The sequence below is a fragment of the Veillonella parvula genome (assembly GCF_018378075.1).
GTDB classification, from domain to species: Bacteria; Bacillota; Negativicutes; order Veillonellales; family Veillonellaceae; genus Veillonella; species Veillonella parvula_K.
Window position 1 is genome coordinate 15,942 of record NZ_JAGZYE010000007.1, and the last position, 14,102, is coordinate 30,043.

13 protein-coding genes are annotated in these 14,102 nt (G+C 38.8%); all 13 read right to left on the minus strand.

Annotated elements, in window-relative coordinates:
* Positions 1–5: 5 nt before the first annotated feature.
* The 13 genes from KH286_RS07260 to KH286_RS07320 all read right to left on the minus strand — a co-directional run bounded on the left by KH286_RS07260 (position 6) and on the right by KH286_RS07320 (position 13,946).
* Complete coding sequence (locus tag KH286_RS07260; protein ID WP_278617792.1) at positions 6–1,310, minus strand: 3-deoxy-D-manno-octulosonic acid transferase; 1,305 nt, start codon at positions 1,308–1,310, stop codon at positions 6–8.
* Positions 1,311–1,312: 2 nt separating this feature from the next.
* Positions 1,313–3,043 (minus strand): ABC transporter ATP-binding protein, encoded by a 1,731-nt coding sequence (locus KH286_RS07265; protein ID WP_004695487.1) that lies wholly within the window; start codon positions 3,041–3,043, stop codon positions 1,313–1,315.
* Complete coding sequence (gene lpxB / locus KH286_RS07270) at positions 3,036–4,178, minus strand: lipid-A-disaccharide synthase (protein ID WP_008715788.1); 1,143 nt, start codon at positions 4,176–4,178, stop codon at positions 3,036–3,038. Before lpxB ends, KH286_RS07265 begins: the two co-directional genes overlap by 8 nt.
* The gene (locus KH286_RS07275; protein ID WP_004695483.1) at positions 4,178–5,014 is read right to left on the minus strand and encodes an LpxI family protein; all 837 of its coding nucleotides are present in this window, start codon (positions 5,012–5,014) and stop codon (positions 4,178–4,180) included. Before KH286_RS07275 ends, lpxB begins: the two co-directional genes overlap by 1 nt.
* Before the next feature lie 330 nt (positions 5,015–5,344).
* Positions 5,345–6,157 carry an acyl-ACP--UDP-N-acetylglucosamine O-acyltransferase gene (gene lpxA, locus KH286_RS07280; protein WP_004695481.1) on the minus strand — a complete coding sequence of 271 codons (813 nt, stop codon included), beginning with the start codon at positions 6,155–6,157 and terminating at the stop codon, positions 5,345–5,347.
* A gap of 20 nt (positions 6,158–6,177) precedes the next feature.
* Entirely contained in the window at positions 6,178–6,603 is a 426-nt protein-coding gene (gene fabZ, locus KH286_RS07285) for a 3-hydroxyacyl-ACP dehydratase FabZ (protein ID WP_004695477.1), read from the minus strand.
* Positions 6,600–7,439, minus strand: coding sequence for a UDP-3-O-acyl-N-acetylglucosamine deacetylase (lpxC, locus tag KH286_RS07290; RefSeq protein ID WP_004695472.1), 840 nt, complete (start codon positions 7,437–7,439; stop codon positions 6,600–6,602). The genes fabZ and lpxC overlap by 4 nt, the downstream gene beginning before the upstream one ends.
* Positions 7,440–7,702: 263 nt before the next feature.
* Positions 7,703–8,605 (minus strand): lysophospholipid acyltransferase family protein, encoded by a 903-nt coding sequence (locus tag KH286_RS07295; protein WP_060919866.1) that lies wholly within the window; start codon positions 8,603–8,605, stop codon positions 7,703–7,705.
* Between the two features lie 6 nt (positions 8,606–8,611).
* Entirely contained in the window at positions 8,612–9,643 is a 1,032-nt protein-coding gene (lpxD, locus tag KH286_RS07300; RefSeq protein ID WP_024061013.1) for a UDP-3-O-(3-hydroxymyristoyl)glucosamine N-acyltransferase, read from the minus strand.
* 31 nt (positions 9,644–9,674) lie between these two features.
* Positions 9,675–10,202: an OmpH family outer membrane protein gene (locus KH286_RS07305; protein WP_004695467.1), complete on the minus strand. Its 528-nt coding sequence runs from the start codon at positions 10,200–10,202 to the stop codon at positions 9,675–9,677.
* Between the two features lie 11 nt (positions 10,203–10,213).
* Positions 10,214–11,185, minus strand: coding sequence for a hypothetical protein (locus KH286_RS07310; RefSeq protein ID WP_278617793.1), 972 nt, complete (start codon positions 11,183–11,185; stop codon positions 10,214–10,216).
* A gap of 29 nt (positions 11,186–11,214) precedes the next feature.
* Complete coding sequence (locus tag KH286_RS07315; RefSeq protein ID WP_004695463.1) at positions 11,215–11,703, minus strand: OmpH family outer membrane protein; 489 nt, start codon at positions 11,701–11,703, stop codon at positions 11,215–11,217.
* Between the two features lie 107 nt (positions 11,704–11,810).
* Complete coding sequence (locus tag KH286_RS07320) at positions 11,811–13,946, minus strand: BamA/OMP85 family outer membrane protein (protein ID WP_278617794.1); 2,136 nt, start codon at positions 13,944–13,946, stop codon at positions 11,811–11,813.
* Positions 13,947–14,102 lie beyond the last annotated feature (156 nt).

The window sequence follows — 14,102 nt, forward strand, 5'->3', positions numbered from 1 at the left end:
TCTTACTACGGAATAATTTGATGTTTCTCAAATAGCAAACGCAACTCTTGTGTATTACGTCGCGTAGCACCACGATTTTCTTTAATGATATCCAGGCAGTTTTGCCCCATCTTTTTAGCCAAGTCTCTATCTTTACATAAACACAAGACCATAGCGGTTAACTCTTTTCCATTCTTCACTTGCTCACAAGCATTTCGAGAGTTTAATAAGGCGAAAATTTCTTTAAAGTTAAACATATGAGGCCCAACCAAAATTGGCTTACCATGTGCAGCTGGTTCCAAAATATTATGGCCTCCAGTTTTAACAAGGGAACCACCAACAAAGATAATATCGCCTAAGCTATACAGTCGTCCAAGTTCACCAATGGTATCTAAAACAACAACGGGAATGCCTTCGTGAACAGGCTCCTTCATATCGCTACGACAAATAGCACTCAATTCATAACGCTTTGCAATATTTTGCACATCATGACCGCGATAAATCTCACGAGGTGCAATCAATAAACGAGCTTGTGGATACGCTTTCAATACTTGCTTGAAAGTTTCAAAAATAGCCTCTTCTTCACCTTTGTGAGTACTACCTGCAATAATGATAGGATGATTATTCCCAAAGCCAAATTCATCGAGAAGAGCTTGTTTTTCTTCATATGATACGGTGGCATATGTTTGATCGTATTTCATATTACCTGTTACGGTAATATCAGGTGTATGAGCACCTAAACTTTCAATATACGCCGCATCAAATTTGGACTGCATGCAGAAACGCTCAATAGAACGTAACATTTCACGCGTAAAAGCACTGATATACTTATAACGTTTCATACTGCGATCTGAAATGCGTCCATTAACCATCATAACTGGAATATTTTCCGATTCGGCGATACGCAAGAAGTTTGGCCAGATTTCAGTTTCTACAAGTAAAATAGTAATCGGCTTAATAATATGTAAAATTTTACGAGTTAAATATGGTAAATCAAGGGGAAAGAAAATAATTCCTTCGGCTTCAGGAATGATACGATGAGCCATAGCATGACCAGTAGCAGTAACTACAGACACGACCACAACAGCTTCAGGAAACTCCTTTTTGACTTCTTTTACCAATGGACTGGTAGCCACAATTTCCCCTACAGAAGCGGCGTGAATCCAAATAGCACGACGCCCTTCAATTTTCTTTAATAGTGAAGCTGGCATATAGCCTGCACTCTGTTTGATACGCTCATAAAATCCATCTTCAAAGGCAAGTCGGTATAAAATAACCGGAATCAAGCCAATCCAATAGAATATGAGCAATACGTTATATATCCAGTACATGGTTATCCTTTATTGGAGAATTGAACGGAATAAAGATGGTTGTACAATCCGCCGTCAATAGCTAATAGCTCTTGGTGAGTCCCCTGCTCTACCAAGCGGCCTTGATTGAGTACAACAATTTGATGAGCATTTTGAACAGTGCTCAATCGATGGGCAATAACAAATGCCGTACGCCCTTTCATAAGGCGATCTAACGCCTCTTGCACAAGTTTTTCACTCTCCGTATCTAAAGCAGATGTAGCTTCATCTAGAATTAAAATACGAGGGTCTTTTAAAATAGCGCGTGCGATGGCAACGCGTTGACGTTGTCCACCAGATAATGAACTGCCTCGTTCGCCTACAATTGTATCGAGACCATCAGGCATCTTCTCAACGAACTCAAGTACGTTAGCCGCTTTAGCCGCTTCATAAACGTCTTCATCAGTAGCATCTAAACGGCCATACAAGATATTCTCTTTAATTGTAGCATTGAATAATACGGTTTCCTGTGGTACAAGACCAATTTGTTCACGCAAAGATTTAAAAGTAACATCTTTTATATCGTAACCATCAATTGTAATAGAACCACCGGTTACATCATAGAAACGAGGTAGTAAGTTAGCGAGAGTTGTCTTACCTGCACCAGATGGTCCAACAAGGGCTACACTTTCGCCAGCCTTAACTGACAAGGTAAAGTTTTCTAAGGCAGTCTTTTCTCCATCATAGGAGAAAGAAACATCATTAAACTCCACATTGCCGGTAATAGCAGGCAATGTAATAGCATCAGGTTTCTCCACAACATCTGTTTTAGTATCTAAAATTTCAAATACACGATCGGCAGCAGCCAACGCCTTTTGAATATTACCATATACTTGACTCAAACGTTTTACGGGATTTGACAAGTTAATAGCATAAATCAAGAAAGCAATCAAAGAGCCTGCAGTAATAGCACCTGTTACTACGGAGTAACCACCGTACCAAAGGATGACCGCTACAGCGATTGCCGCAGAAAACTCAACCATTGGGCTTAACAAGCTAGTCAATTTAGTAGCTTTGATAACTGCTTTAAAATTGCGATCATTTTCGTCTTCAAAGCGCTTACGCTCAAAATCTTCACGAGCAAAGGATTTTACAACGCGAACTGCACTAATTACCTCTTGTAAAAGTGCCGTAATATCAGCTACACGCCCTTGGACATCGTGCCCCGCCACGCGAAGCTTCTTACCAAAAACATTGATAATCACTAAAACTACGGGAACCGTAATAAAAGTAACTAACGTCAATTTCCAGTCAATGAGAAGCATGGACACCAAGGAACCGATAAGTGTTACAGATTCAGTGATAAAAGAAATCAAATTATCTACCACGGCCGTTTGCAATGCAGCTACGTCATTTGTAAGATTACTCATGATAACGCCCGTCTTACGACGATCGAAATAGGATAAGCTTAATTTTTGTAGATGATTAAAAATAGCCTCACGTACATCGATAATCACGCGCTGTCCGATGTAGGACATGTTATAAGTTTGACCATAGGTAGCAAAGCCACGAATTAGGAAAATGAGTATAATAGCACCTACAATAAGGTTCAACATAAACATATTCTTTTCATCTAATACTTGGTCTACTACATTCTTAATTAGCCAAGGTACTACCAAATAGGCAGCAGCAGCGACAATCATGCAGAATACTGCAAAAAGCATTCGCTTATAATAAGGCTTTACAAAGTATAAGAGCCTAGAATAACTATTCATTACATTTCTCCTTACCGAGATTATATACAAGATGTGCTACCCGTTTTACTGCACCCGGCTCACCTAATTTATGACGTACTTCGCGCAATTCACTGCGCATAGCTTCATTTTTGTCTACATCGCTGAGCAATGGTTCTACCAAAGACACAATTGCGTCTGGAGTGACAGCATCTTGTAATAATTCGGGAATGACTTCTTTACCCGCTACAATATTAGGCAAGCCCACATGTGTTACATTCACAACCATCTTACCAATACCATACGTAATTGGAGATACACGATACAATAATACCGTTGGCAATTCCATCATCGCCGTTTCTAATGTAGCCGTTCCTGATGCAGCAAGGCACACATCACAAATCTGCATCAAGTCATATGTATGGTCTTCCGTAATCGTAACAGGCACCTTATGAACATCGATAAACTCTTCTAGCTCACTTCGATCAATTGTATGTGCTCGAGGCAAGAAGAATTGAATATCTTCATGCTTCGCCATCAATTGCTCACCACTTTTTAACATCGTATCAAGTAAGGATAAAACCTCTTGTTTACGACTGCCAGGCATGAGCAATATCTTTTTAGCCTCTTTGCGAGCCCCAAAGTATGCTTCGGCCACATCCTTAGTCATCGTAGGATGTACGATGTCGAGTAAAGGATGCCCTACAAAATCTACATTACATTTATACTTGCGATATGCTTCAGCTTCAAATGGAAAGATAGATGCTACCTTAGTTACATACTTACGGATTGTATTACCTCGACTACTATGCCATGCCCAAATCGTTGGAGCAATATAATACAAAACAGGAATCCCCAGTTCATGCGCCACCGCAGCTAATTTCATATTAAAACCTGGGTAATCTACACAAACGAGAATATCTGGTTTCTCCTTCATCATGACGCGTTTCAAATACGTGCGCAACTTAAAGAATTTTGGCAATGATTTCACAATCTCTACAATACCAATGACACCAAGATTCTTAATATCATACACGATACGAACACCAGCACGCTCCATCAAGGTGCCACCCATACCAAACATTTCTACAGAAGGATCTATTTCTCTCAATGCATTGGCTACACTTGCCGCATGAGTATCGCCGGAAGCTTCACCGGCGGAAAACATGACTTTCATTATGCATCCTTTCTGGAATTTACAAATTCTTGGTCAACAGCACAGATAACAATACCATGACGATCTGCCATATCAAGCACATCTTGTTGTTGTACGAAAATAGTCTTTTCCGCTTCTACAGCTAGTACCTTACAACCACTATCAATCATAGACATGAGCGTTTTTATGCCTACTGCCGGCACATCAAAGCGTACATCTTGATTTGGTTTTTCGGTTTTAACAACAACCGCATCCCCACGGCCGAGCTCACCACCTCGTAAAATACACTTATCAGTACCTTCAATAGCTTCAATAGCCATGGCCGCCTTATGCTTAACAACAACAGTTTGACCTATATCAAGGGCACCCATTTGTTTAGCTAGTTCAAAACCAAAACAAATATCAGCCCATTGCTCATCTGTAGGTTGTGCTTTTGAAAGCACTCCAACCTTTGGCATAAATGGTTTTAAGTATACGGTTTGATCTAATACTTTAAAGCCTTCTCGCTCTATTTCATCAACGATGGCAAGCATAATCGTATCATCTTTACGATTTTTAAGACGCTTTAAAACACCTAATGTTTTTAAATCAGGAAACGTAAGACCTTTAAAAAGAATCTCTTTAGTAACTTTCCCAAGCATGGTTAACTCTTCAACCTCTTCTTTTTTCAAGGTTTTGAAGATTTTACCTAGTTTAGCAACACCAATATCGTAGAAAGCATCAGCCTCAGCCTTTAGAGCCGGGTCTATATCAGGTACCACACCGATAACAACCACCTCGTGGCCCAATACATGAGCGGCACGCATGAATTCTACAGGCAAAACACCTATGCCCGCAATTAATCCTACCTTTGCCAAGACTATACCTCCTAGATGGCCTCACGGCCTATATATCAATTAGTAATTTCAAGTTCCCTATGAAAAGGCCTAAAAATAGACATAATCATATACAATATATTGTACTATAAATAGCTACTTTTTACCATTAAAAAGCCATGGTTTATGCCCTTTTCTTCATCATTTTATTATAATTCCCTTATTCCTTTTAAGCACTAAAAAATCTACGATTATATCTATCAAAACTTTTCTATAAATATAAAAATATAATGTAAATTAATCATTGATATAAAACTCAACTAGTGATAATGCACACAAAAAGACCTCGTACATTGTACGAGGTCCTCATAATTAGTCGCGACGAGTACGCATAATTCCCCTATCAGCATTGCGTAGGAAGCGTAATAAATTTTCAATTTCTACGGAAGAATCCAATTGTAATTCCATTTCTTCAATCGCCTTAGATAAGCTGAATCCAGAACGATAAATAATACGGAATGCCTGTTTCAAATCACGTCGTACATCTTCGGAAATTCCTGCACGAGATAAGCCTACAGAGTTTAGACCGATAACACGTGCCGGTTGACCATCAGCAATTACGTAAGGTGGGATATCTTGTACCACCTTAGCCATCCCGCCAACCATTGCATTACGACCGATTTTAACAAATTGATGAATACCTGCAAGGCCGCCAATAACCACGCGATCTTCAACGATAGCGTGCCCTGCAAGACCAGCACAATTACTCATTATTACATTATTACCAACGATACAGTTATGAGCCACATGTGTACAGGCTTGAAGTAAACAATTATTGCCTACACGTGTTTCTTCACCTTCACCAGTAGCGCGGCTAATAGTTACGAATTCACGAATAACCGTTTCATCGCCAATATTACAATAGCTTTTTTCGCCTTTAAATTTTAAATCTTGCGGTTCCAACCCAATAGATGCGTTAGGATAAATTTCACAACGCTTACCAATGGTTGTCCAACCACCAATTACAACATGTGCACCGATTTGTGTGCCATCGCCAATCTCGACATGTTCGCCGATAACAGCGCCAGGACCTACGATTACATCTTTGCCCAATTTAGCATTTGGATGGACTATGGCTGTACTATGGATGTTGGATTCCGCATTTTCCATGCCTACAACTATCACTACAATCACTCCTCATTCTATTATACAAGGGCAAACATGTATTCACCGCTAGCGCACAATTTGTCGCCAACATAGGCACGGCCTTCAACCTTGCCCATTTTACCTTTAATTTTAACAATATCTACCTCCATGCGAACTTGATCGCCAGGTTTTACAGGATGGCGGAAACGCACTTTATCAATACCTGTAAACATAGGAGTAAGACCACGATTTTCCTCAGGGTACAATAATGCAATACCACCGACTTGAGCAATAGCTTCAGTCAATAATACACCTGGCATAACGGGGTTCCCTGGAAAGTGACCTTGGAAGAACAATTCGTTGAATGTAGCATTTTTAATACCCACAGCACGTTTCATAGGTTCTAACTCAACAATGCGATCAACCAAAAGCATTGGGTAACGATGAGGTAAAATTTCTAAAATATCTTCGTGATTAAGAATCATGGCTGTGTCTCCCTTATTTCTTCCATTATACTGCGAGCCAATCTTGAATTTAATTCATGACTCGATTTCAAAGCAATTACATGGCCTTCAATCGGTCCTAACAAGAATAAATCCCCTATAACATCTAATGCTTTATGGCGAACTAATTCATCCTCAAAGCGTGGTATAGATAGACATTTCTCATCATCATAGACTAATGCATTATCTAGGCTACCGCCTTTTGCAAGCCCCATGGCCTGTAATTGTTCCAATTCCTTCATAAATCCGATAGTCCTAGCCGATCCAATGTGTGCTTTGAAATACTCAGGCGATACTTCAAAATCACATTGTTGCGTACCAAGCAACGGATGGCTGTTAATTGATGTAAAAGTCATGCGATAGCCATCATATGGCAAAATCACAATAAAACGATCCCCATCATAAACAGCATGAGATCGAGTCACTTTGTATATATGACGTGATGCTATTTGTTCTTCAATGCCAGCCTCTTCAATAAGATTGACAAAAATAGCACTACTACCATCACCTACAGGAGGTTCTGGAGAATCCATTTCAATATAACAGTTATCAATATTCATAGCACTGAACGCTGCCATCACATGTTCAACAGTAAATACCTTTGCTTCACCATTTTCCAGCGTGGTAGCGCGCATAGTGTTCGTCACATTATCAATGTGTGCTCGCACAGAAGGATGCCCTTCAATGTCCGTACGGACAAACACAATTCCTGTATCTTCAGGTGCAGGCTTAAAAACCATATGTACTGGTTCACCGCTATGAAGGCCAATCCCTTGATATGAAACAGCCTTTTTTATTGTTTGTTGTGGCTTACTCATAAGAATGTCCTTTCATAATCCGAATTCACGTTTACTATACACCAATATGTATTATACCCTATTTGCATAGGCGTTACAAGAAATTTACCATATATTACGCTAATTGGAAAGACTATTCTTAGTCTTTAAAATTTTAATAGATTATTTTTAAACACTAAGTTATAAGTTATAAAATAAAAAGAGATTTCATCCATGCTAGTAGGAATCAGTTTCATCTTGAAGATTCCACAATCGCATAAACAAAATCTCTTTAAAATTATTAACTATTGAAAAACATCAGGTGGTGTATCTATTTGTTCACCATAAAAACGACGAGTCCATTTCCAACGGTTATGAAGCCAGAACCAATCTTCAGGATATCGTCGAATATAATCTTCAATAAACTCATTTAGACGAGTTGTTGTTACCGCTATATCACGCTTTTTATCATCTGTACGTTCCACATAAATTGGTGGATGTGCTTCAATCTCATATTTCTCAGAAAACGGGCTATAATGTATGGTTACAAAAATAATAGGCACATCTTGCATACGAGCCAGTACAGCTGGCCCCGCAGCCGTCAATGTTTCATAGCCAAAGAATGGTACAAGAACGCCATCATCACCAGGGTCCTGATCCATAATAAGGCCTAAAAATGCACCTTTTTTTAGTTCATTAATCATTTCACGAACACCTGTTTTATAGGTCACATGTTGATGCATAATCTGACGATATTCATTGATAAACTTATCGGCATCACCATTCTGTTTCATAGCCACAGAAATCAGCGGATATCCTTCAGAAGCAAGAACGCCACCTAAAAGTTCCCAGTTACCACTATGAACAGCAGCTAAAATTGCACCTCGACCATTTTCTAAGGCATCATCTAAGTACTCTCGATTAATAAACTCCACCATATCTTTGTATGCGCCATCTTTAATTTCAGGATAGCGCAATACATCAATAATCATACGGCCAAAGCGTGTAGTACTAGCTTTCGCAATACGTCGAGCTTCTTTAGGATCATCTGTAATATTACAGAATAAAATTTGGCCTATCGCCAGGCGCTTGCGTTTAGGTGGCACCACTAACCACGCAATTTCACCAAGCAATGTACCAATAGCATATTGCAAACCTTTAGGTAATAAGCAAATAAAGGCACTAAAGATTTTCATAAACCTATACATGGATTATTAGCTCTCCTTAAGCTGTGCTTTCAAAGCGTCAATTTCTTTTTGTAATTGTTTTACAGTTTTCACCATTTCTGGCAAACGATTCTCGTAAGCAGCCAATTTTAGCCACTCTTTATGAGGTCTCATTGGATACCCAGCCATAACAGAATTAGAAGGCACATTGCCAGTAATTCCTGTTTTACCTGCAAATTGTACATTATCTCCAATTGTAATATGACCTGTACAGCCTGTTTGTCCTGCAAAGATTACATGGTTACCACATTTTGTACTACCTGCAATCCCAACCTGTGCGATTAAGAAACAATCTTCTCCAATCTCAACATTGTGGCCAAGGTGAACAAGATTGTCAATTTTGGTACCGCGGCGTACCAAGGTAGATCCCATTGTAGCATTGTCGATAGTAGTGCAAGAGCCAATTTCTACATCATCTTCAAGAATAACATTGCCTACTTGAGGAATATGCGTATGAATACCATTTTCTGTGGCAAAACCAAAACCTTCACCACCGATAACTGCTTTAGCACGCAATACAACGCGTTTACCCAAAATACAGTTCTCATGTACGATAGCACCCGCATAGATGTCAGAATCTTCCCCAATTCGTACATTATGACCAATATATACATAAGGTCGAATCGTTACATTATCACCGATAACAGCATTATCATTAATAACACAATAGGCACCAATAGCTACATTTTTACCAAGTGTAACATTCTTGCCAATAATAGCAGTACTATGCACTTCACGGGGAACTACAACAGGTGGATGGAATACTTCTAGCACTTGGGCAAATGCAGATTTTGCATTATCAACTACGATTTGCGCCATCGGTGCATTTTTTACTTCTGATTCAACGATAACAGCACCCGCTTGGCATAACGCAATATGTTCAACATATTCACCAATTGCAAAAGTTATGGATTGTTTTACCGCTTGTTCAAAGCTACGTGTCTCAGTAATGACAATAGACTCATCCCCTATAAGTTGACCGCTTACTAAATTTGCGAGTTCCTGTAAAGTTTTTTCCAAGGCAAACTCCTCCCCCTGTGGTAATCCTCAATTATTGTGCAGCTTCAGTTGTACTTGTTGTAGCTTGATCTGCTTGCTGTGCATTTTGCTGAGCATCTTGTTGCTCTTGGGCTTTAGCCGCATTTTCAACTTCTTTGATTTGATCGTCAGAAGCTTTACCCATTTTTGTGATCAAATCATCGGTTACATCAGAGCCACCACCAACAACAGCGCCTTTTTCAATAATAACATCAAGTTTTTTTTCTTTCACAAGTTCATTGATTTTTTGTTCTTGATATTGACGGTATTCTTGTGCTTTTGCATTTGCAAAGGCATTTAATTCTTGATTCGCTTGGTTAAATACATTTTGTTTAGATGCTTCATCAGCAGCAGCAATTTTAGCATCTAATTCCGCTTTTTTAGCGTTAATCTCTTTAGTAATTTCAATACCTTTTTCAGTACTATTTGCTACTTTCACGCTATCCACATAGCCAACATTGTTAGAACCACAACCACCTAAGATAGCCATAGAAGCTACTAAAGCTGCACTTAATACTAAAGATTTAATACGTTTATTCATAATATAACTCCTTATTGAACTCGATAAGACGCCTTCACTGCATCAGTAATATCAAGCCCTTTAATATTACCACCATCATCGATGATGACTAAATCTAAATGTTGTTCCTCAGCAATAATTGTTACACGCATACGAACATCTTCTAAAATAGCCTCATGAAGTGCACTCACTTCAGCTTCTTTATCTGAAAGTTTTTTTGCCCATGTATCATTCCACTCTTGCGCCACAGGCAGGTTATTATTAGCAATGATGGATTGTGCTTGTTGTTGTACCATAGAGTCTCGTTTCTCAGCTAATTCCTTCTGTAGGGATGCAGCGTATTGATTGAGCTCTTCCTGCCCTTTTTGTTGCATTGGAGCAAGCTCAGCCTGTACCCTTGCTTTAATTGAATTTACATCGAAATCCGATGGTTTTCTCTTAGCTAATAAGTCCTTTAATCTTTCTTCTTTTTTAGCTTTTTCAGCCATAGCCGCTGCTCTTTGTGCATCATCTATATATACACGTGCATCATAGGCATATAAGTCTAGTTGAAGGTTTACGATTTCCAGATCATATTCATTAGTACTAACCTTTAACTCAGCTAAATACTTTTGAGTCAATTCATTGCGCTTTGCATTTAATTGCTGATTTAGTTCATTCTCTTTTGTTGCAATACGAGTTTGCAATTCGACCGTAAGAGCATCTGACAAGGTTGAATCCAGTGCAAGCGTTTTCAACTGTTTATCTTGTGTCTCTGACTTGGCATTTAAGGCTTGTTGTTCAAGTTCATATTGACGTTGTAAAAGTTCCAGTTCATTTTTGGCTTGTTTATAATCCGCATAGGATGGATTAAACTCTAGTACATCATCAATGCGTACAACACCTATTGACATGCCATCAGGACCCTGTTGGTGATTTGTTACAAAACCATAGGCCCAAACCATAGCACTTATTGCAGCAACGAGAAATATGACTAGTCCTATATATCGTTGTTTCCCGTTCATTGTCGTTCTCCCTTACATAGAACTACAGTTTATTTTTTTGCATCAGTAGCTAGTTTTTTCAATACTTGATCTGTAATATCAACACCACCGTATAGTACAGTGTCTTTAGTCATGACAACGCTAAGACCTTTAGCATCACCAACCGCTTTTGCAGCCTCCATAGCTTTATCTTGAACGGATTTAGCAATTTCTTGATCTTTTTTAGCTAGGTTTTGACGAGCTTCTTCAGCAATTTTTTGTTTAGTAGCATCATCTTGTGCTGCATCAATTTTAGCTTGCGTTTCTTGTTGTAATTGGCTTTGATAGCTCATATATTCTTGAGCTGCAGAGATATAAATTGGATTATCTTGCGACAACATACGAGATGTATCGATAACCCCAATAGTACTAGTCCCACTATTACTACTAGGCGAAGCCATTTGCGTATAAGCTAACGCACCAATACCAACAATAAAAATAGCAGCAATGACGATGGAAAAAATCTTTACATTCGCCTTGTTATTCATCATTCGCATCATAATAGAGTGCCCTCATTTCTTTAAATCACTGCATCAAAGGATGCCATATAGAGATATTGGTGAAAGCCTCTTTAGAAAAGAGGCCTCCACCATATACATTTACTATATTAGAATTGTGTGCCGAAGCTGAAGTGGAATTTATTTTTGTGTTTACCCACACCATAGTCAAGTTTAACTGGACCAATTGGGGTTGTAATACGAACACCAGCACCAACGCCATAGTTAAAGGTTTTCTTACTATTATACCATGTAACATTTGGTGCATCCCATGCATCACCAATATCAGTAAACAATACGCCACTAACCTTTTTAACGATTGGGAAACGGAATTCCAATGTAGCATTGTACATATACTTGCCACGGAATTGATCATCTTCATAACCACGTAAGGAGTCAGCACCCCCCAATGTGAACAATTGGCTATAAGGAGCATCACCTTGAATAAAGCCACCACGTGCACGGAATGCCAATACATTCTTAGCACCAAGTTTTTTATACATGCGTGCTTCAGCTGTGAATTTATAGAAGTCGAAGTCACCGCCTAAACCATGACCAGCCCATTGTGTAGTATAGGAAATACGACGACCACGAGTTGGTTCATAGATATTATCACGAGAATCGTATACTTTTTGCCATGTTACGGAGTTAATGCGACCGAAGTTATTTTTTACATAGTTGTCAGATGCAAAGTTATAGGAACCATTATCCCAGTTTGTACCTTTACCCGCATTTTTATCATAACGGAAGCCAGAGCTATCATCATCATCCCATTTATAAGTATCTTTACGAGATTCTAATGTCAAGTAATCACGAGTATATTCCCCAGTTTGACGACCGAAGGAAATATTGAAACCACGAGATTTCTTATTGTATTCTGCTACTTCACTACCATCTTCATTGTAATCTGTGTATTCATCTTCGCGATTGAAGAAGGAGAAGCCAAGGGATGTACCTTTGCTATCGATCCAAGGTTTCAAGTAGGAGATTTGGTAGTTCTTATATTTTTTCTTACCACCGATTTCCCAGTGAACTTTAAATTTATCACCAGTACCACGGAAGTTATCTTCACCAAACTCAACGATGCCCATCAATCCATCAGATTTAGAGTAACCAGCACCTAATGTAATGGTACCAGTCTTATGTTCCAATACATCGATTTCAATAATTACATTATTTGGATCTTGTTCACCTGGCAACATACGAACGTTTACGTCATCAAAGAAACCTAAGTTATATACGCGTTCTACAGAACGACGTACCAAGAATTTATTAAAAGGTTTTCCTTTCTTTTGAACAAATTCACGAGTAATAACTTTATTGCGAGTTTTCTTGTTACCTGCTGGAATGATATCTTCTACGATACCTTCAACAATGTGTATATGAAGTACGCCTTGGTCATCTACACGGACACCATCAACGTGTGCTAACATATAGCCATCACGAGCATATGCAGCATTAATACCTTGGACTTTTTGCCCTACAGATACAGAGTTAAGAACTTGACCTGGTTGAATATCCATGAACTTAGTCAATACTTCGGAGGAATATACAGTATTACCTTCAAAGGAAACGCCAGTAGTAACTGGATTTACGGTTACGGCAAAGTCCAATTTTACGCCTTCAGGCACGGAAGTAAATACAGGATTTACTTCAGAGAAGTACCCAGTATTACCAAGATTAGTTACATCTTTAAATACGCCATCAACAGATACGGCATCGCCAACTTTTTCAGTTAAAATTGGCAACAAATTTGCTTGCTGTTCAGCTGTAACGCCAGATATAGATAAACCGGTAATCAATTTACCTACGTAAGGATTAACAGATTCTGCACTAGCAGATGTGACATATTGTGCTTCTACTGTTGTAACAGCTTGAGTTTGGCCATTTTCAGCAGCCTTATCAAGATCAGTACCACCAGTAGTTTTAGATACCATTTTTACTTGTTTATCATCAGTTTTTAAAGCAGCATTATTGACTGTAACAGTTCCATCAGAACCTTTTACTACAGTGCCGTCACTAGATATAGTCGTATCACCACGAGCAGCTAAGATAGCTGCATCAGTTTCATCTTGTATAGTTGTAGTAGCTGCATCATTTGCTGTAGCAGCATTAGTCGTCGTTGTGCTATTTAAATCTGGAGTATAGCCAGCTTGTACCTCAGCAGCAAATACACTGCCTGTCCCCATGACAGCGGTCAACACGGACGCTGCAAGCATACTTTTATAAGCTTTTGGTTTAAACATAAATTCCTCCTAGAACTCATCCCCATAAAGAGTTTACATCTTATTTATAAAGACTAATAAATCTTTATCATTATAGCATAAATTGCTTGGAATGAGTACTATATTAAACAAATTTTATGAAATTAATATGACTAGAATGTGCATACCTAAGGGGTT